Below are 18425 nucleotides of genomic sequence, written 5' to 3'. Positions count from 1 at the left end.
CCGACAGTCCCGGTACTCCGCCGTGTCCCACAGTCCCGGCACTTCGCCGGCCACGGCACCGGGACCGCGAATCCCCGAGGTCCGAAGGAGGTGCGGGTCAGGCCGCCGTCCCCGTGACGCGGCGCACCCGATCACCATGGCTGAATTCCCCACGACCCCCGTACTGGACGCCGCGCACCTGCACTGCCGGTCCCTGGAACAGACCCTCGGCCGGCTCCGCCGCGACAGCCTCGGCCGGATCGCCGAGTGGGGCGGCCTGCTCGCCGGCGTCCTGGCGACCGGCGGCAGACTGCTCGCGGCGGGCAACGGCGGCAGCGCCGCCCAGGCCCAGCACCTGACCGCCGAACTGGTGGGCCGCTACCGGCAGGAACGGCCGGCGTACTCGGCGATCGCCCTGCACGCGGAGACCTCCAGCGTGACGGCGATCGGCAACGACTACGGCTTCGACCATGTCTTCGCCCGGCAGGTCTCCGCCCACGGCCGCCCCGGAGATCTGCTTCTGCTGCTGTCCACGTCCGGCCGCAGCGCCAACCTGATCACCGCGGCCGTCACGGGCCGCCGGGCGGGCCTGCGGGTCTGGGCGATGACCGGGCCCTCGCCCAATCCGCTGGCCGACGCCGCCGACGAGACGCTGGCCATCGACGCCGACAGCACGGCGACCGTCCAGGAGGCCCACCTGGTCGCGGTGCACCTGCTGTGCGAGTGCTTCGACGCCGCCCTCGCCGAGCCACCGCTCGGATCCGCCGTCGGCGCCGGGACCCGTCGTCCGGTACCGGCCCGGGGGAGGGTGTCATGACCGGGCGCGGGCCGCTCGTGGTCGTCGGGGACACTCTGCTCGACGAGGACATCGAGGGCACGGCCACCCGGTTGTCCCCGGACGCGCCCGCGCCCGTCGTGGACGTCACCGGCAGCCGGTGCCGCCCGGGCGGCGCCGGACTCGCCGCCGCGCTGGCGGCCGGGGACGGTCGTGACGTGCTGCTGGTGACCGCGCTGGGCGACGACGAGGCCGGCGACGTCGTGCGCCGGGAGCTGGGCGGCCGGGTCCGGCTCGTCGAACTGCCCCTGGACGGCACCCTCCCGGTGAAGACCCGGGTCCTCGCGGGCGGCCGCCCCGTCGTCCGGATGGACCGGGGCGGTGGCACGCCCGGCACACCGGACGCGGCCGTGCGGGAGGCGCTGGAGGGGGCCGCCGCGGTCCTGGTCGCCGACTACGGCCGACGCACGGCGGACGCCGTACGGGATCTCCTGGCGGCCGTCGCTCCCCGGACGCCCCTGGTGTGGGACCCCCACCCCAAGGGCGGCGCTCCCGTCCCCGGCGCGCGGCTCGTCACGCCGAACGCGGCCGAGACGCGGGTCCTGTGCCCCGGCGGGGAGACATCGACGCGCCCGGACATCACACAGGCCCAGAGCCGGCGCGCGGGGGAAGCCCCGACCCGGGCGCCTGCCCTGCCCGCAGGCGAGGACGCCTCGCTGCGCGCGTACGCCGAGCGGGGCGCCGAACTGGCCGACCGCTGGCGGGCGGCGGGGGTGGCCGTGACGCTGGGCGAGCGGGGCGCGCTGCTGACCGGGGCCGGCGGCGGCACGCCGATGCTGGTCCCGGCGCCCTACCGGGCCGTCGGCGATCCGTGCGGTGCGGGCGACTGCTTCGCGGCCGCGACGGTCGCGGCGCTCGCGGAGGGCGCGCTCCCGGAGGAGGCCGTCCAGCGGGCGGTCGCCGAGGCCGCCGCGTTCGTCGCGGCGGGCGGCGCGGGCAACCCGGCGCTGTGGTGCGCGGAACGCGCGGCCCAGCCGGTCGAGGAGCCGGGTGGCGACGCGTTCGCGCTGGCGGAGCGGGTGCGGGCGCGCGGCGGCACGGTGGTGGCCACCGGCGGCTGCTTCGACCTGCTGCACGCCGGCCATGTGGGCCTGCTGGAGAGCGCCCGGCGCATCGGCGACTGTCTGATCGTGTGCCTCAACTCGGACGCGTCCCTCGCCCGCCGCAAGGGCCCTGACCGGCCGCTCACCCCGCAGGCCGACCGTGCCCGGGTGCTCGCGGCCCTCGGCAGCGTCGACGCGGTCGTGGTCTTCGAGGAGGACACGCCCGAGGCGCTGCTGCGGCGGCTGCGGCCCGACGTCTGGGTCAAGGGCGGCGACTACGCCGTCCAGGACCTCCCCGAGGCGGAGGTGCTGCGCGCGTGGGGCGGCCAGGCGGTCGTCCTGCCGTACCTCGACGGTCGCTCGACCACCCTGCTCGCCCGCCGGGCGGCACGGGCCGCCGTACCGATCGGCCCCTCGAAGCCCCGGGGCCGGTGACCGTGATCCGCCACGACACCGGACGGGAGCGCACGCATGAGAGTCCGTCCAGGGCGGGGCGAGGGCGCGGAGGGACATCCGCGGGCGCTGGTGCTCCGCGCGCTCGTGCTCGGCGGCCTGCGCACTGCCGCGCCCACGTCGCGAGCCCTGCGACGACGACTGTCCCGTCACGAGATCGTGCTCGCCGCGCCCACGTCACGGCCCTGCGACGACGACTGTCCCGTCACGAGATCGCGCTCGCCGCGCCCGCATCGCGACCCCTGCGACGACGACTGTCCCGTCACGAGATCGTGCTCGCCGGGCGCCGCGCCCGCACGGCCGGCGGTGGCGGCGACCGGCTTGGTGGGCCGGCTGCCGCCGACGTCCGCCGCCGCCGGGCGCGCGGTGCCGGTGGAGCTCGACGGGACCGGCTCCCGCCCGACCTCGCGGTGGATCCGCACGGCAACGGCCCGTCGATGCACGGCCCGCCTCACACCCCGGCCGACAAGCCGCCCGGACTCCGCCGACCGGAGGGCCCTCGGTGCCCCCCGGTCCACCACCGGACGCGGGTCCGGCCCGCTGCCCGGCGTGGCTGGGCCCCGGGTATCGAGGTCGGGGCCGGGGCCGGGGTCGGGGTCGGGAGGTTCAGGCGGCGGTGCTCAGCCCCGGTCGCTTCACGGCGTCGTGTGTTGCGACGACCGCCGCGTCGGGGGCGAGGTCCCGCACCCCGTGCTCCTCCACGTCCAGGGCCTCCGGCGGTGTGGTCCGGCGGCCGCGGAGGGCGAAGCCGGCTCCGATGGCGCCCGCGACGACGAGGCCGCCGGTCGCGAGGGCGCCGCGCGCCCCGGCCAGCTCCATCAGCAGACCGAGTACCGGGGGCCCGCCGAGCCCCCAGACCGTGCTGATGCTGCCCCAGACGCCGAGCACCCGGCCCCGGAGGTGGGCGGGCGGATCGGTCTGCAGGACGGTGGTGCCCGCGGTGTCGGAGACGGATTCCAACACGGCCATCGGCAGGACGAGCACCAGCAGCACGGTGAGCGACGGGGAGAACCCGGCCACCACCTGGAGCAGGGCTCCCCCGGCCGCCAGCAGGCCGACCAGCCGTACCGACGGCCTGCGCAGCCGGGCGCCGACGACCGCGCCGAGGATGCCGCCCACGGCGAGCACGGTCGAGACCGTGCCGAACGCCCCGGCGCCGCCCGCGAGAGGCCCGGTGACGAGCACGGCCAGGGTGAGCCCGTAGTTCCGCCCGAACACCGCGCTGATCCCGGTGATCCCGGCCAGCGCGACCAGGCGGGGCCGGCGCGCGAAGAAGGCGAGCCCCTGACGCACCGTCATGTCCGAGCTCCCGGCCTTCGGCTCGGCCCCCCGCTGGGCGGGAACGGCGGCCGTGGCGGTCCCGGCGCCCTGTGGCACCTCGCGCACCGGACGGAGGAACGGAATGACCGAGGCGACGAACAGGAACGACAGTCCGTTGGCGGTGTACGCGGCGGCCGTGCCGAGGAACGCGACGGTCACGCCGGCGAGCCCGGCCCCGGCTAGCCGTCCCGCGCTGTGCACCAGCGAGCCCACACCGATGGCGGACGGCACGTCCTCCTTGCGGACCAGATCGTTGCCGAGGAGCGCGCAGGCGGGGCCGTCGACCGTCGCGACGAGCCCGGTCACGGCGGCCAGCACCATCAGCGCGGTCAGGTCGAGCCGGTCCAGCGCGACGAGGACGGCGGTCACGAACGCCACCCCGCCCAGCAGGGCCTGGCTGACGGCAGCCGTCACCTTGCGGGGCCAGCGGTCCACGGCAGCGCCGCCCAGGAGGCTCACGAGCAACGCGGGAGCGGCCTGGACGGAGATGGACAGCCCGGTCGCGGCGGCGGAGCCGGTGATCTGCAGGACCAGAAGGTTCTGCACCGTGAGCTGCATCCAGGTCCCCGCGTTGGACAGGAAGTTCGCGAGGGACCACCAGCGCATGCTGGGGTACTTCAGGGACCGCCAGGGCGAACGCGAAGCGTCCGCGGGGGCGGCGACACGCGAGGACGCGGGGGCAGGGACGGGGGCGGGCACGCGGCCCGTGGAAGAAGAAGGCAAAGTGAGCTACTCGGAGAGGGGGCCGGGGACTCGGGCACGGACGGACGAGGGCGCATCGGCGGGATGTCGGAACGCCGGCGTCGCTGCGCGGCCGCTCCACCGGATCGCTCCGGAGGCGGTGCCACCGGGTCGGCGTCCCACGACGGCTGCGGCGTGGGCGCACCCTTGGGCACGGCGACGCCCATCGTGGCAGACGCGGCGGGCGAGTCATTTCGACACCGCCGCACCCTCGCTCGACCGTTCGGTCAACTCCCCCCTGTGCCACACGTACTTGCCCGACCAGGTGGGCTTCCTCACAGCACTCGCCACGCCGGGGAGGCGCCCCCGCCCGGGTGACGCCCGCAACACCGCGTCCGACCCGCGCGGCCGACGACGCCGTCCCCGTCCCCTGTCGCCCCGCCGCACCGGACGGCCGGGCGTGGGAGTGGTCCGCCGGGGGCACCGGTGCCTCGGCCGCCAGGACGCCCTGCCGGAAACCCACGCCGAAAGTCCGCCGAAAGGGAGGTGCACATGACGACCCCCATCAGCTTCACCGCTCCGACCCGGCCCGCCTGGGACCGCGCCCTGGTCACCGGCGGCGCCGGCTTCCTCGGCTCCCACCTGTGCGAACGCCTGCTGGAGCACGGCGCCGCGGTCGACTGCGTCGACAACTTCTCGAGGGGTTCGGCGGACAACGTCGCCCCTCTCCTGAACAGGCCGGGGTTCCGTCTCCTCGAACACGACGTGGCCGACCCCCGTTCGCCGGACGTGCTCGACGGACTGCCCGTACGACCTGGTCCTCCACTTCGCCGGTCCCGCCGCGCCCGCCGACCGCCGTCGCCTTCCCCTTCAGACGCTGGAGGCCGGCAGCCTCGGCACCCGCAACGCCCTGGCGGTGGCCTGCCGGGACGGCGCGCGGTTCCTGCTGGGATCCTCGTCGGCCGTCTACGGCCGTCCGCGCGCGCATCCGCAGCGGGAGGACGACGTCGGCGACGTGGACCCGGTCGGCCCGCGCTGCGCGTACGAGGAGGCCCAGCGGTTCTCCGAGGCGCTGGTCACCGCGTATGCGGGCACCAGCGGTTCTCCGAGGCGCTGGTCACCGCGTATGCGGGCGCCGAGGGGGCCGACGCGGGGATCGTCCGGGTGTTCAGCACGTACGGTCCCCGGATGCGGGCCGACGACGGCCGGGTGGTGTCCACCTTCGTCCGGCAGGCCCTGGCCGGTGAACCGCTGACCGTCGCGGGCGACGGCCGGCAGACGCGGTCGCTGTGCTTCGTCGACGACACGGTCGAGGGCGTGCTGCTGGTGGCGGCCTCGCGGTCCGTGCGCCCGGTCAACATGGGCGGCGGCGAGGACGAGGAGACGAGCGTCCTACTCCTCGCCCGTCGGGTGATCGAGCTGACCGGCTCGGACTCGACGGTGTGCTTCGTCGACCGCCCCGCCGGCGAGGCGGGGCGCCGCGTGCCCGACACCACCTGGGTCCGGAAGTTGTTCGGCTGGAACCCGAGGGTGTCGTGGCGGGAGGGCCTGGAGCGGACCGTCGCCCACTTCACCCGCACGTCCCCGTCCAGCGCCCCGGGGACGGACGTCCGAGGGGAGGGGGCGCCGTGAAGGCGCTGGTCGTGTGCCCGGACGGTTTCGGCGGCGTCCTCCTGGCCGGTCCCGCCGTGCGGACCGTCGCGACGAGGGCCGCGTCCGTGACGGTGCTGTGTCGCCCCGAGGGCGTCCCGGCGGCCCGCCTGCTGCCCCACGTCGACTCCGTCCTGCCCTGGGACGACGGCGGTCCGCCCGCTACGGACGAGGACGGCCCCGACAGCATGGTGGGCACCCTGCGGGACGGTGCGTACGACCTCGCTCTCGTCCTCGGTCCGGACGGCCGCGGTCCCGCGCCGTTCGTGGACCTGCTGCGCAGCGCGGGGATACGGCGGGTCGCGGACGACTGCGCCGCGCTGGGCCTTCGCCGAAGGGCAGGAGACGACGGCCGGCTGCGCGTGGTGCCGACCCCCGACACGACCGGCCTCACCGGAAACGGCCCGTACGTGGTCGTGCAGCCCGGGCCGGACGCGCCGGAAGGCGGCGCGGCCGCCGAGTGCTGTGCGGAGACGGTCGCCGCTCTCGCGGACGCCGGCCATCGGGTCGTCGTCACCGGCGGGCCCGCCGAGCGGGCGTCGACCCGGCGGATCAGCGGTGACACGGCCGTCGATCTCGGGGGCCGTACGGACGCGCGGACACTGGCCGGTGTGCTGCGCGCCGCCGATGTGGTCGTCGCCGGTGCACCGGGCCCGGCGCACCTGGCGGCTGCCACCGGCACCCCCGTCGTCTCGCTCTCCTGCCCCGTCCTGCCCGCCGAGCGCGCGGCGCCGTACGGCGTGCCCAGGGTTCTGCTGGGCGACCGGGACGGCACCGGCGGGGACGGCGGTCCGCACCGGATCACTCCCGAGCACGTGGTCCGGGCTGTTCAGGACCTGATCGACGAAGGAGTGCGATGACACCCGTCTCCGACGGACACCTCCGTTCCGTCCGCTCCCGCCGCGCACACCGGACCGGTTGGCTGCCCCGCCGTCGCACGTGTTGCCTCGGGGATCGTCGGGTACTCGCAGCGGGGCATGATCGACGACCACGACGGGGAGCCGGGATGCCCGAAAGGGCCGCGAGTTCCGGCTCGGGCGACACACCCGGGCGATGAGTGACCGAACGCCCTCCGGCACCTCTCGGACCACCTCCGGCAAGGGGACGGACATGGACGCGAACCTGCTCGGCATCTACCTCAACGACCATCTGGCCGGGGCCACCGCGGGCGTCGACCGGTCACGCCATCTGGCACGGTCCTGCCGCGGTACGGAGTTCGGTCCGGCCGTGGAGGAGGTCGCCACCGAGATCGCTCAGGACCGGCGCAGCCTGGCCCACCTGATGCGGCAGCTGGACGTCCCGGCTCGTCGCTACAAGGTCTCCGTGGGCTGGGCGGCCGAGAAACTGGGCCGGCTGAAGGCGAACGGCCGGCTGGTGCACCGCTCCCCGCTCAGCACCGTGATCGAACTGGAGATGCTGCGGGTGGGAGTGGCGGGCAAGCTCGCGTGCTGGCAGACCCTGCGGCGGCTCTGCGACAGCGAGGAACGTCTCGACGCACACCTGCTCGACGACCTCCTCCGACGTGCCCAGCGACAGCTTCAGACCCTGGAGGAACTCCACCTGCGGCAGGTCACGACCACGTTCCGAACGCCCGATCGAGCGACCTCGGGAGCATCACGATGAGCGAGCAGACACCGTCCCAGGCAGAGGGCGAGCGGGCCCCCGACACCGGTCCCGAGCGGCGAGCGACTCCCACCGAGGACCCCGACCAGGCGCCCCGCACCACACCCTCGCAGGCCGAAGGCGAGCGGGACGAGGCGGAGGACGAAGGCGGAGATGCCGGAGACGGCGAAGGGAGCGACGGCCGGCGCTGATGTCCGACGTCGCCGCGGACGACCCTGCCGAGGCGAGCGCCGACATCGGCGGGTGCGGTCGGCCGGATGCGACAGCCGGGAAAGGGGCGACATGCCATGAGCACCCTGGAGGAACTCCCCGTCCTGCGGTCCCTCGGTGACCTGGCGGCCCTGGTGCGGCGCGCCCCCGGCCTCCATGTGCGCTGGTCGCACGGTCCCGCGGGCGATCAGGACCGCGCGGCGAGCAGGGACGGCCTCACGGGCGTACGACTGCCGGGGCTGTCCGCCAATCCGCTCGATCTGGAGCCCTGGTGGAAGGACCGGCCGCTCGAGCTCTGGGTGGCCCGCCGGCTGTACGACTACTCGCACCTTCCGCGTGAGAAGGGCCCGGGGGTCCGCCCGTGGGTCCTGCGCGGCCGGATCGAGGGCAGGGGTCCCGACAACGAGCCCCTGCTCGGTGACGTGGAGCCCATCGCGTGGATCGACGAGGCGGTCATCGAAGAGGCCCAGGCGACGGTGGCCTGCCAGGAGGGTGAGTGGGGCCCCATGCAGCGCGATCCCGAGGAGTCGCCCGAGGAGTCCGGGCCCGAGGAGTCCGGGAGCGGGCGGCACGAAGCCCGCGACTGAGCACCGGACGACCGCATCCGGGGTCCTCAGTGGCGCGCCACCACCCGCAGGGTCCGGATCGAGGAGTCCGCCGCGTCCGGGATGAGGACGCCGTGCTCGGCACCGCTGCGGAGGTGGTCGAGGACGGCGTCGGTGATCACTTCTCCGGGGGCGATCGCGGGGACACCCGGCGGGTAGGGACTGATCATCTCCGCCGCGATACGGCCCGCCGCCCGCTCGGCGGGCACATGCTCCACCTCCGCGAAGAACGCCTCGCGCGGCACCATGGCCTGTTCCAGCTCCAGGTCCGAGGGCTCGGGCAGGTGGACCGCCGACTGCCGTTCGATGGAGTCGGCGCCGTCGACGAGCGCGTTCAGCGCGTCCAGCAGGATCTTCTCGGTCTCGTCGTCGTCGGCGTGGGTGATCGAGGCGCTGATACGGCAGGTGTCGGAGCCGCCGACGTCCACGTGGCGCTCGACCCGCAGCCATTCGGCCGCCTGCATACCGCTGATGCCCAGCTCCCGTACGTCGATCACGATCTTCAAGGGGTCGAAGTCGGCGGCGAGTCCCTCCTCGACGACCTCCCGGCCCATGGGCCGCAGGCCCGGCAGATCGCCGGCCGCGGTACGGATCCGTTCGGCGCGGTGCAGCGCGGCGTCCAGCAGCTCGTGCCCCTGCTCGACCATCTGGCGGCGCCAGCCGTCGAGGGAGGCGTACACCAGGGTGGAGGCGCTGGTGGTACCGAGCAGGTCCTCCCGCTGTTTGAGGACCTCCGGCGACACTCGGTCGTACTGGAGGTGGAAGACGGAACTCTGTTCGATGGCGCCGCCCATCTTGTGGACGCTGGTGACCACCAGGTCGGCCTCGGCGTCCATGCCCCAGGCGGGCAGCCCGGGGTGGAAGGGAAGGTGGGCGCCCCATGCCTCGTCCACGAGGAGGGGGACGCCGAACTCGTGGCACACCCGGGCCACGCCCCGGACGTCGGCGCAGGTGCCCCAGTCGACGGGCGTGATCAGCAACATGCCCTTGGCGTCCGGGTGTTCCCGCAACCGGCGGCGTACGTCGTCGGGTTCCGGCGGGTGGGCGAGGTGCCGCTCGGTGTCGAACTCGGGGTGCACCCAGATCGGTTCGACGCCGTTGACGACCACGGCCGCGATCACCGACTTGTGCGCGTTGCGCGACAGCAGCAGCTTCTCGCCGGGGCCCGCCACGGCCAGCATCGCGGTCTTCACCGACAGGGAACTCCCGCACGTGGAGAAGAACGCCTGCTCGGCGCCGACCGCGTCGGCCATCAGCTCCTGGGCCTCGTTCAGGACGCCCCGGGACTGCCGGCGGTCGTCGAGGCCGTTGAGCGAGAGGACGTCCGAGCGGAACACATCAGCCCCGAGGATCTCCGCCACCCGTGGGTCCACGCCACGGCCCTGTTTGTGGCCCGGCGGGCCGTACGCCACGTCTCCGCGCCGCCGGAACTCCTGCAATGCCTCCAGCACGGGCACACGTGAGTGGTCCATGCCCACCTCCCGGGAATCTCCCGCTCGTACGGGTACCTACGAGTACCCCCGCCCGGCACTCAAAGCCTGGCACGTTTGTGCGATTCCTCGGCAGTGGATGTAACAAATGCGGCTTATTTATGTGTTTGCCGGGAACTCGCACTGCGCAGCGGTCGTCGCAGGTCTTCGGCCCGGCGGGCGATCTCGGGTACGGATGAGGGAGAGGCCGTGACCGTTCGTGTAGGCGTAGAGGAAGAATTCCATGTTCTGGACGCGGAGAGCGGGCGGCTCGTCCCGAGCGCCGGTGCGGTTCTCGGTCGGCTGCGCGGCTGCGAGTTCAAGCCCGAGCTGCAGCGGTCGGCCGTGGAGTGGAACAGCCGGGTGCACGCCTCGCTGGACTCCCTGCACGCCGATCTGGCCGGGGCACGGCGGCGGCTGGACGCGGCGGCCTCCCCGCTCGGGCTGGCCGTCGTCGCGGCCGGGACCGTGCCGTTCGCGCGGCTCACGCCCGGTGACGCCACCGCCGGTTCCCGCTACCGGCACATGGTCGAGGAATACCGACAGGTCGCCGACGAGCATCTCGTGTGCAGCGCGCAGGTCCATGTCGACGTTCCCGATCGTGACACGGCCGTCCGGATCATGTGCGCCGTCTCGCCGTGGCTGCCCCCGCTGCTGGCTCTGTCCGCCAGCTCACCGTTCTGGCTCGGCACGGACACCGGATACGCCAGCTGGCGCACCATGCTGTGGCAGCGCTGGCCCACCTCGGGGCCGGTCGGCTGCTTCGCCCGAGCCGCCGACTACGACGCCGCGGTCGAGGATCTGATCAGCTCCGGCGTGATCAGCGACCGGGGCATGATCTATTACGACGTACGGCCGTCCGACCACCAGCAGACCCTGGAGCTGCGCATCTGCGACGCCTGCCCGCGCATCGAGACGGTCGTGCTCGTCGCCGGGCTGTTCCGCGCTCTGGTCGAGGAGGCGCGGGTCCGGCTGGAGCGGCCGGGGCGGGGTTGTGACGGCAGGCACGAATGGTTCCGGGCGGCGGTCTGGCGGGCGGCCCGCGCGGGTCTTGAGGGCACCCTCGTCGACCCGGTCGACCGTCTCGCCGCGCCCGCTCCCACCGTCCTGCGCGCCATGCTCCGGCGGCTGCGCCCGACCTTGGAAGCCTTCGGCGACTGGGACGCCGTACGCGTACTGATGGAAGAGGCGCTGGCTCGGGGCAGCGCGGCCCACCGCCTGCGCGGGGTCGCCGAGTCGCAGGGCCTGCTCGCCTGCGTCGAGACGATGGTCGCCGAGACCCGTGGCGAGCACGGGCGGAGCCCCGCCCAAGGAGCCGTGCGCCGACCCGTCGCTGCGGGGACCCCGGCGCCGTACGCGGTGGAAACCGTCGGCGGCTGACCCGCGCGGCCGTGCGAAAAGGCAGGCGCCGGCCGTCGCCCCGCGACAGGGCGCCACGGCGCGGAGAACCCGGACGGGGAAGCCGCCGTCCGCGCCGTGGGGGCAGGGCCTGCTGTGATCAAGGAGAGTGGCTCGCATGTCCAGCAGCAATACCGATACGCACGCGGATCGGACCGGCTCGTGCTCGCTCAAGGCCCCGCCTCCGAGCACGGCCGGCCCCGGCCCCCTGCGAGGGGGTGTCGCCTGATGTGCGGTCTCAGCGGAGAGATCTGTTTCGACGGGGGACGGCCGGACCTGGCGGCCGTCGAGCGCATGACCGACCGGCTGGCCGCCCGGGGACCGGACGGCAGGGGCCTGTGGTCGCAGGGCGCCGTGGCGCTGGGGCACCGCCGACTGAAGATCATCGATCTGTCCGAGTGCGGGGCGCAGCCGATGAGCGACTCCGCGGGGCGGATCGCCGGTGTCTTCAACGGCTGCGTCTACAACTACAAGGGGCTGCGTGCGGAGCTGAGCGGTCTCGGCCACCGCTTCTTCTCCGGCTCCGACACCGAGGTGGTGCTCAAGGCGTACCAGCAGTGGGGAACCGCCTGTGTCGACCGCTTCTACGGCATGTTCGCCTTCGCCATCGTCGAGCAGGACACCGGGCGGCTGGTCCTGGCCCGTGACCGGCTGGGCATCAAGCCGCTGTACCTGGCTCGGACGCCGGGACGGCTGCGTTTCGCCTCCTCGCTGCCGGCCCTCCTGGCGGGCGGCGGCGTCGACACCTCGCTCGACCCGGTCGCGTTGCACCAGTACATGAGCTGGCATGCCACGGTGGCCGCCCCGCGCACCGTCCTCACCGGCGTACGCAAGCTGCCCGCGGCAACCGTACGCGTCGTGGAGCCGGACGGCCGCCACCGCGACATCCGGTACTGGCAGCCGTCGTACACGCGCCGGGACGACTGCGCGGACCTGGGCGCGGACGACTGGCGGGACGCGATGCTGGGCGCGCTGCGCACCGCCGTCCGCCGGCGCATGGTCGCCGACGTACCGGTCGGCGTTCTCCTGTCGGGCGGCCTCGACTCCAGCCTGATCGTGGCGCTGCTGGCCGACGAGGGGCAGCGCGATCTCGCGACGTTCAGCGTGGGATTCGAGTCCGAGGGCGGCGAGGAGGGCGACGAGTTCCGCTACTCCGACCTGGTCGCCCGGCACTTCGGCACGGACCACCACCAGCTGATGGTGCCCTCGGACCGGGTGTCCACGGCGCTGGACGCGGCGATCGAGGCGATGAGCGAGCCGATGACCAGCCATGACGTGGTCGCCTTCCATCTGCTGTCGGAGCAGGTGGCGAAGGAGGTGAAGGTCGTCCAGAGCGGCCAGGGCGCCGACGAGGTCCTCGCCGGCTACCACTGGTACCCGGAGATGGCCGCCGTCCCGAGGGAGCGGGCACCGGAGGCGTACGCCGAGACGTACTTCGACCGGCCGCACACCGACCTCAAGAGGATCCTGGAGCCGGACCTGCTGCCCGATCACGACGTGTCCGGCCGCTTCGTGCGGGAGCACATGGCGCGCCCGGGCGCCGAGACCGCTCTCGACGCGGCGCTGCGGCTCGACGCCGAGGTGATGCTCGTCGACGATCCGGTCAAGCGCCTCGACAACATGACCATGGACTGGGGCCTGGAGGCCCGCGTCCCGTTCCTCGACCACGATCTCGTGGAACTGGCCGCCGCCTGCCCACCGCAGTGGAAACTCGCCGACGGCGGCAAGGGAGTCCTCAAGGCCGCCGGCCGCCGGATCCTGCCCAGGGAGGTCGTGGACCGGCCGAAGGGCTATTTCCCGGTCCCGGCCGTCAAGCACATGGCGGGCCCCGTCCTGGGGCGGGTCCGTGAGGCTCTGTCGGCGCCCGAGGCCAGATCACGGGGCGTCTTCCAGGACGCGTACGTGGCCGGGCTGCTGTCGGCGCCGGACGAGCACCGCACCAGGCGTGGGGCGAACGAGCTGTGGCAGGTAGCTTTGCTGGAGATATGGCTGCAAACGCACGGAATCGGCTGACCGGGGCGCAGGGGACCCACCCACCGCGCCCGGCGACGGCGGCCTCGCCACGCCCGCTCACGGGCGAAGGCGTCGTCGACGGGGTGCCGTGGCGGCCCGAGAATCACGGCACCGTCTCCACGGTGACGGCCGGGTCGGCCGGCGGCCTGGCCGGGACGGCCACCACTCCGATGCCGGCCCCCATGGCTCCGGTGCCGGTCCCGCTGCCCGACACCAGCGGGCCGCTGGACACACCGCAGCCGCTGAGGTCCCATGGCTGCTGGTATCCGTCGGTGGACCCGAGCGGCAGGTACGTCGCGTTCATCTGCGACCGCAGCGGGGTGCCGCAGCTGTGGACCGGCCCCGTCGACGGGCACGAGGTCCATCTCCTCGACGCCGACCCGCACCCGGTCAAGGAGGTGGCCTGGTCGCCGGACGGCCGCTGGATCGCCTACACCACGGCCCCGGGAGGCGGCGAACACACCCGGGTGCTGTGCGTACGCCCTGACGGGACCGGGCGACGCGTTCTCGCCGGCGCCGAGCCCGGCAGCTCCGCGTACCTGGGCTGCTGGCAGCACGACGGCTCGGCGGTCGCCGTCACCGTCGCCGAGCCGGTTCTCACGCCGGGCGGTGCCGACACCGAGGAAGGGCCCGCCCATGCGGAGCCCGGCCTCGCCGACCCGCACACGTACACCGCCCCCCGCCCAGCGGGCTGGGCCACCCGGGACGGCCGGGCCGTACTGCTGGGCGGCCCACACCACGGCGACGCCGATCCCGCCACCCGCGCCCCGGGGACCATCCACACTCCGCTGCCGGCGGACACACCCGAGAGCAGGCCGTCCCACCCCCTGGAGGACACCCCCACCGAAACAGTCACCGCCGCCGACGAGTTCAGCCGGAGCGCGGGGGGCCCTGGTGCTCCCGAGGGAGAAGGCGGAGGGCCGGCCCCGGAGGGGAGGCCCGGCAGAGGGCCGGCCCCGGAGGGGAGGCCCGGCGGAGGATCGGGCGCCGACGGGCCGCCAGGGGGTGGGCTGGCCCTCGACGGGACGGCCGCCGAAGGAGCCCCCAAGGGGACGACCCCCGCCGGAGGACCAGCCACCGACGCGACACCCGGGAGCGGGCTGACCCTCAACGGGACGGCCACCGAAGGGGCCCCCAAGGGAACACCCGACGAAGGACCGGCCGCCGTCGGGACGCCCGGAGGCGGGCTGCCCCCCGAGGGGTCGCCCGGCGGAAGGCTGGCCCCCGAGGGGTCGCCCGGCGGAAGGCTGGCCCCCGAGGGGTCGCCCGGCGGCGGGCTGACCCTCGACGGGACAGCCACCGAAGGACCGGCCGCCGTCGGTACGCCTGGAGGCGGGCTGCCCCCCGAGGGGTCGCCCGGCGGAAGGCTGGCCCCCGAGGGGTCGCCCGGCGGCGGGCTGGCCCCCGAGGGGTCGCCCGGTGGAGGGCTGGCCGCCTACCTCGTCGACCCCCTGGGCGTGGCGGCGCCGGCCCTGCTGGCGGTCGAACGCGGCGCCGCCACCCTGCGCGTGTGCGACATCAGCCGGGACGGACGGCTGGCGCTGCTGCGCCGGGGGCCACGCGGCCGCCGCGAGGCGCTCGTCGTGCGCACCACCGACCTGCGGACCACCTTCGCCCTACGCGTCGCCGACGGAGATCCCTGGATCGGCCGGTTCTCCCCGGACGCCACGACGCTGTGGCTGCGGAGCGACGCGGCACGCGAGTTCGCCGCGCTGTTCGCCGTCCGCCTGGATTCCGGAGGGGAGCAGCTGAGGCTGACCGTCGCCGCGGAGCGCGACGACTGCGGCCTGGAACTGCTGGCGTTCGGCCACGACGGGCACACCGCGGCCCTGGCCTGGAACGTGCGCGGAGCCAGTGAGCTGGAGATCACCGCCGTCACGACGGCATCCGCTGGGGACACTCAGGTGGGTCCGGTGGGTCCGGCGCGCGGGGTCCCGCTTCCGCACGAGGTGGTGACGCGCATCCCGCACGTCGACGGCCGGTCGGGACTGGTGCTGGCCCTGTCCGGGTCGCGGCGCCGCCCCGGTGTGTGGTGGTTCCCCGAAGGCGCCGCGCTGCGCACCGAGTGGTCGTCCCGCGACGAGGACGCCGTCCCGCCGGGCCGTCCGCCCGTGCGGCCCGTACCGCTGCGGTTGACGGCACGTGACGGACTGCCGCTGAGCGGCTGGTACTACCGGGCGCCGGGCCGTGGCCCCCGGGAGCCGGCGCCCTGCGTGATCCATCTGCACGGCGGGCCGGAGGAGCAGGAACGGCCGGTGTTCAACCCGCTCTACCACGAGTTGCTGGGCCGTGGCCTGGATGTCTTCGCACCGGACGTGCGCGGCTCCTCGGGGCACGGCCGGTCGTTCGTCGACGCCGACCTCGGCACGGGACGGTTCGCCGCGATCGAGGACGTCGCCGACTGCGCGGCCCACGTCGTCGTGGCCGGACTCGCCGATCCGCGTCGGCTGGCCGTCATGGGCCGCTCGTACGGCGGCTACCTGGTGATGGCCTCCCTCGTGTGGCACCCGGAGCTCTTCCGCACCGGCGTCGCGGCCTGCGGCATGTCCGACTTCGCGACCTTCTACGCCGGCACCGAGCCGTGGATCGCGGAATCGGCCGCCCACAAGTACGGCCACCCGGAGCACGACCGTGAACTGCTGCACGCGCTGTCCCCGATGACCCGTGTCGACGCGCTGCGCGTGCCGCTCCTCGCCGTCCACGGTGAGCACGACACCAATGTGCCGCTCGGCGAATCCGAGCAGTTCGTACGCGCGGCACGCGAGCGCGGTCTCGAGGCCGAACTGCTGATGCTGCGCGACGAGGGCCATGACTTCCTGCGCGCGGACAGCCGGAGGATCTTCCGCCGGGCCGCCGCCGACTGGATCCAGCGGCACATCGCCGAGTAGCGCGTTCGGCGGCGCGTTGGGCACTCTCCCTGCATACACCTCAGTAGCGTTTTGTCCGCATAACGATCCATACCTTGTGCCCGCCTGAGGGCCGGTGACCGACCAGTGCGACGGCCGCGGGCGACCTCCGATCCGCGGGCAGATTCCCGGAAGGCACTACGTGAGTCCCAACGGCTGTGACCGATCGCCGCGACGTCCGATGCGTCGAAGGCTGCCGCAGGCGCTGACCGCGGTCCTGGTCCTGGCGACCGTCTCCGGTTGCGTCGACCACGCCCGGATGCTCTTCAACGTCAAGGCCGTCTCCCCGGAGCGCTACCAGGAGCACCTGCGAGGGCTGGCCGACAAGGGGCAGCGGGGCTTCATCCCGGCGGGCATCGAGATCACCGATCCGGCCGGGAACGACGAGCCACGCAAACTGTGAGCGACGTCCGAGGAGAAACCACCGTCGACGCGGTCGGCGGTGGTCCTCGGCACGGAGCAGGAACGTCGGCCCAGGGGTACCCGCCTCTACCACGAAGGGAGGCGCCTTGAACGGGAGACCGGGTGGATCACCACCTGGCTGAGGTCCGCGAACGCAGGCCCACGGGATCAGGTCCGTCATAGGACATCCCAAGACACAGGCCGCTCGGGCAGCGGGCGCCCGCTGCATCGCACCGCCGTGGCCCAGGCCGAGCCCGAGGCCGGTGTGGCCTCGGGCCCGTGGGGCGTGTTCCCGTGGTGTCAGCGTCCCGTTCGGGCGGAGCGGCCACGGCCGCCGCCCCTGTCGGTCTTGTTCGCCGCCGCGCTGGCGGCCAGCGCGAGCAGCAACGCCACAGCGCCGACGATGATGTTGTTGACGACGGTGCGCGTGGTGTCCACGTTCCCCGCGACCACCCAGGGCGCGACGATGGTCCAGACTCCGACCATCGCGGCCGCCCACGCCCTGGCGTGCGTGCGCTCGTAGGCGTGGCCGAAGCCGCTGAGCAGGAGTGCGTAGGCGATACCGGTGATCAGGTTGTTGATGGCCAGGGTGCCGAAATCACTGAAGCCCGCGATCCAGGGCGATGCGGCCAGGTACAGGCCGGTGACAAGGGCCAGCGCCTCGACGGCCTGCCCCTGCTGGGTGGAGGCCGCCCGCTCGGCCCGGGCGTGGCGCTCCCGCATCTCCAGGATGTCCGGATGCGACTCCAGGGTGGTCTGGGTCCTCTCGGTCATGCCCGCCTCCTTCGTCAGGGGCCACGATCCGCGCGTCCCCGGTGGATGAACCCCGGGTACCCAGCATGTGGCCTCAAACCCGTAGATATCGGACATATGCCATCGCGCTCGGATGCAGCCGAACGGCCCCTCGGCGTCCCCACCCGCGCGTCGGGCCAGGAGCGGCGAACATGGCACTCGGGCCGGTCGCCGCACTCATGGGCCGCACCAAGGACGCGGTGCGCAAGGCCATGGGCAAAGAAGGCTGACGAGCGGACGGCGACCCGGCTTCCGGGCCGGGCCGCCGTCTTCCATCAGACCCCGGCGGAGCCCCGCCCCGGTGCGGGTGTCAGTCCTCCCGCTCGCCCGGCGAGGGCAGTCGCTCCTCGGGGACGACGTGCATCGCGGCCTCCTCCGCGCCCGCCGCTCCGCCGTCGATGCCCTCGTCCTCGGCGACGAGTTCCTTCGTGGTGTCCGTTCGAGCGCCCTCGTCCGGTGCGACCAGGCGACCGGCGCGTTCCGAGCCGGCCTCCGGGTCGAGTGGTTCGCCCTCGCCGCCGGGCAGGTCACCGACACCGTCCCCCGCCGGTACGTCCACGTCGGCAACCTCCTGTCGCAGCCTGTCGTCCAGCGACTCCCCCTCGTGCTGCTCGGCCGCCGTGGTCCCGCTCTTGGCGACCCCCAGCGGCTTCTCCGGCGGCGAGTAGCCCTCGTCCAGCATGTCGTCGTAGGTGCGCTCGTCCACCGCGTCCTGGAGATCCAGGGGGGCGGCGTCCTCCTGGTCCTCGTTGCTGCCGGTGGGCTGGTAGACGTCGTCCGCCATGTTCTCGTCACTCATACTCGCCTCCGGAGACGGTCGACTCATGCGTGCCATGCGTGCCATACGTGCCATACGTGCTTCCGTGCGGAGTACCGGGTTCCCGGGGTGTGACACCTACGTTTTCCCAGGCGACGGCCGGGGACTCGCACACCGGCACGAGCCCCGGCCGTCGCACGTCGCCACTGGGGACATGCTGGAGGAGCCTCTGACCGGCGCATGTGCGCCGCGGCTTCTCCCGGCCCCGTCCGGAGAGCGAACGGAACCA

Annotated in this window: 15 protein-coding genes and 3 pseudogenes; 13 read left to right on the top strand and 5 right to left on the bottom strand. The window is 74.0% G+C overall.

Annotated features, from left to right (window positions below; genetic code table 11):
• Positions 1 to 136: 136 nt before the first annotated feature.
• Both JIX56_RS42085 and rfaE2 read left to right on the top strand, forming a co-directional pair.
• Positions 137 to 796 carry a D-sedoheptulose-7-phosphate isomerase gene (locus JIX56_RS42085; protein WP_257548985.1) on the top strand — a complete coding sequence of 220 codons (660 nt, stop codon included), beginning with the start codon at positions 137 to 139 and terminating at the stop codon, positions 794 to 796.
• Positions 793 to 2292, top strand: coding sequence for a D-glycero-beta-D-manno-heptose 1-phosphate adenylyltransferase (gene rfaE2 / locus JIX56_RS42080; RefSeq protein ID WP_257548984.1), 1500 nt, complete (start codon positions 793 to 795; stop codon positions 2290 to 2292). The genes JIX56_RS42085 and rfaE2 overlap by 4 nt, the downstream gene beginning before the upstream one ends.
• Before the next feature lie 167 nt (positions 2293 to 2459).
• Here the strand turns inward: rfaE2 and JIX56_RS42075 are convergent, their stop codons facing one another.
• Together JIX56_RS42075 and JIX56_RS42070 are read right to left on the bottom strand one after the other, a co-directional pair.
• Positions 2460 to 2753: a hypothetical protein gene (locus JIX56_RS42075; protein ID WP_257548983.1), complete on the bottom strand. Its 294-nt coding sequence runs from the start codon at positions 2751 to 2753 to the stop codon at positions 2460 to 2462.
• A gap of 163 nt (positions 2754 to 2916) precedes the next feature.
• On the bottom strand, positions 2917 to 4236 hold the full coding sequence (locus JIX56_RS42070) for an MFS transporter (RefSeq protein WP_443031967.1): 1320 nt from the start codon (positions 4234 to 4236) through the stop codon (positions 2917 to 2919).
• A 627-nt stretch (positions 4237 to 4863) separates the two neighbouring features.
• Between JIX56_RS42070 and JIX56_RS48215 the strand changes: the two are divergent.
• The 6 genes and pseudogenes from JIX56_RS48215 (at position 4864) to JIX56_RS42040 (ending at position 8381) form a co-directional block, all read left to right on the top strand.
• Positions 4864 to 5566, top strand: a pseudogene (locus tag JIX56_RS48215) (NAD-dependent epimerase/dehydratase family protein).
• The gene (locus JIX56_RS42060) at positions 5500 to 5943 is read left to right on the top strand and encodes an NAD-dependent epimerase/dehydratase family protein (protein WP_443031966.1); all 444 of its coding nucleotides are present in this window, start codon (positions 5500 to 5502) and stop codon (positions 5941 to 5943) included. The pseudogene JIX56_RS48215 and the gene JIX56_RS42060 overlap by 67 nt, the downstream one beginning before the upstream one ends.
• Positions 5940 to 6821: a glycosyltransferase family 9 protein gene (locus tag JIX56_RS42055; protein ID WP_257548981.1), complete on the top strand. Its 882-nt coding sequence runs from the start codon at positions 5940 to 5942 to the stop codon at positions 6819 to 6821. The genes JIX56_RS42060 and JIX56_RS42055 overlap by 4 nt, the downstream gene beginning before the upstream one ends.
• Before the next feature lie 193 nt (positions 6822 to 7014).
• A complete protein-coding gene (locus JIX56_RS42050; protein ID WP_443031965.1) occupies positions 7015 to 7584 on the top strand; it encodes a hypothetical protein in 570 nt (189 codons plus the stop codon).
• Entirely contained in the window at positions 7581 to 7775 is a 195-nt protein-coding gene (locus JIX56_RS42045; protein WP_257548980.1) for a hypothetical protein, read from the top strand. The genes JIX56_RS42050 and JIX56_RS42045 overlap by 4 nt, the downstream gene beginning before the upstream one ends.
• Before the next feature lie 96 nt (positions 7776 to 7871).
• Positions 7872 to 8381: a DUF6098 family protein gene (locus JIX56_RS42040; protein WP_257548979.1), complete on the top strand. Its 510-nt coding sequence runs from the start codon at positions 7872 to 7874 to the stop codon at positions 8379 to 8381.
• A gap of 26 nt (positions 8382 to 8407) precedes the next feature.
• On the opposite strand, the gene JIX56_RS42035 is transcribed toward JIX56_RS42040, so the two are convergent.
• The gene (locus JIX56_RS42035) at positions 8408 to 9871 is read right to left on the bottom strand and encodes an aminotransferase class I/II-fold pyridoxal phosphate-dependent enzyme (RefSeq protein ID WP_257548977.1); all 1464 of its coding nucleotides are present in this window, start codon (positions 9869 to 9871) and stop codon (positions 8408 to 8410) included.
• 207 nt (positions 9872 to 10078) lie between these two features.
• On the opposite strand from JIX56_RS42035, the gene JIX56_RS42030 reads away from it, so the two are divergent.
• The 5 genes and pseudogenes from JIX56_RS42030 to JIX56_RS42015 all read left to right on the top strand — a co-directional run.
• Positions 10079 to 11248, top strand: coding sequence for a carboxylate-amine ligase (locus tag JIX56_RS42030; RefSeq protein WP_257548976.1), 1170 nt, complete (start codon positions 10079 to 10081; stop codon positions 11246 to 11248).
• Between the two features lie 246 nt (positions 11249 to 11494).
• On the top strand, positions 11495 to 13279 hold the full coding sequence (locus JIX56_RS42025) for an N-acetylglutaminylglutamine amidotransferase (protein ID WP_257548975.1): 1785 nt from the start codon (positions 11495 to 11497) through the stop codon (positions 13277 to 13279).
• On the top strand, positions 13252 to 16167 hold the full coding sequence (locus JIX56_RS42020; RefSeq protein ID WP_443031964.1) for a prolyl oligopeptidase family serine peptidase: 2916 nt from the start codon (positions 13252 to 13254) through the stop codon (positions 16165 to 16167). Before JIX56_RS42025 ends, JIX56_RS42020 begins: the two co-directional genes overlap by 28 nt.
• Before the next feature lie 160 nt (positions 16168 to 16327).
• Positions 16328 to 16429 (top strand): annotated as a pseudogene (locus tag JIX56_RS48210) (cytochrome c oxidase subunit II); the annotation flags it as partial.
• Positions 16430 to 16588, top strand: a pseudogene (locus tag JIX56_RS42015) (cytochrome c oxidase subunit II); the annotation flags it as partial.
• Between the two features lie 299 nt (positions 16589 to 16887).
• Here JIX56_RS42015 and JIX56_RS42010 read toward each other — a convergent pair.
• Together JIX56_RS42010 and JIX56_RS42000 are read right to left on the bottom strand one after the other, a co-directional pair.
• Positions 16888 to 17361: an SPW repeat protein gene (locus JIX56_RS42010; protein WP_257548973.1), complete on the bottom strand. Its 474-nt coding sequence runs from the start codon at positions 17359 to 17361 to the stop codon at positions 16888 to 16890.
• Positions 17362 to 17689: 328 nt separating this feature from the next.
• The gene (locus JIX56_RS42000) at positions 17690 to 18178 is read right to left on the bottom strand and encodes a DUF5709 domain-containing protein (protein WP_257548971.1); all 489 of its coding nucleotides are present in this window, start codon (positions 18176 to 18178) and stop codon (positions 17690 to 17692) included.
• Between the last annotated feature and the right edge of the window lie 247 nt (positions 18179 to 18425).

It is taken from the genome of Streptomyces sp. CA-210063, assembly GCF_024612015.1.
In the GTDB taxonomy this organism is placed as follows: Bacteria; Actinomycetota; Actinomycetes; order Streptomycetales; family Streptomycetaceae; genus Streptomyces.
The sequence above is the reverse complement of the archived record's forward strand: the minus strand, read 5'-3'. Positions and strand labels throughout refer to the sequence as shown.

Excerpts from the sequence above, each read along its gene's own strand:
- JIX56_RS42085 (WP_257548985.1), top strand. The coding sequence starts at position 137 with ATGGCTGAATTCCCCACGACCCCCGTACTGGACGCCGCGCACCTGCAC.
- rfaE2 (WP_257548984.1), top strand. The coding sequence starts at position 793 with ATGACCGGGCGCGGGCCGCTCGTGGTCGTCGGGGACACTCTGCTCGAC.
- JIX56_RS42070 (WP_443031967.1), bottom strand. The coding sequence starts at position 4,236 with ATGCGCTGGTGGTCCCTCGCGAACTTCCTGTCCAACGCGGGGACCTGG.
- JIX56_RS42060 (WP_443031966.1), top strand. The coding sequence starts at position 5,500 with ATGCGGGCCGACGACGGCCGGGTGGTGTCCACCTTCGTCCGGCAGGCC.
- JIX56_RS42050 (WP_443031965.1), top strand. The coding sequence starts at position 7,015 with ATGAGTGACCGAACGCCCTCCGGCACCTCTCGGACCACCTCCGGCAAG.
- JIX56_RS42045 (WP_257548980.1), top strand. The coding sequence starts at position 7,581 with ATGAGCGAGCAGACACCGTCCCAGGCAGAGGGCGAGCGGGCCCCCGAC.
- JIX56_RS42040 (WP_257548979.1), top strand. The coding sequence starts at position 7,872 with ATGAGCACCCTGGAGGAACTCCCCGTCCTGCGGTCCCTCGGTGACCTG.
- JIX56_RS42035 (WP_257548977.1), bottom strand. The coding sequence starts at position 9,871 with ATGGACCACTCACGTGTGCCCGTGCTGGAGGCATTGCAGGAGTTCCGG.
- JIX56_RS42025 (WP_257548975.1), top strand. The coding sequence starts at position 11,495 with ATGTGCGGTCTCAGCGGAGAGATCTGTTTCGACGGGGGACGGCCGGAC.
- JIX56_RS42020 (WP_443031964.1), top strand. The coding sequence starts at position 13,252 with ATGGCTGCAAACGCACGGAATCGGCTGACCGGGGCGCAGGGGACCCAC.
- JIX56_RS42010 (WP_257548973.1), bottom strand. The coding sequence starts at position 17,361 with ATGACCGAGAGGACCCAGACCACCCTGGAGTCGCATCCGGACATCCTG.
- JIX56_RS42000 (WP_257548971.1), bottom strand. The coding sequence starts at position 18,178 with ATGAGTGACGAGAACATGGCGGACGACGTCTACCAGCCCACCGGCAGC.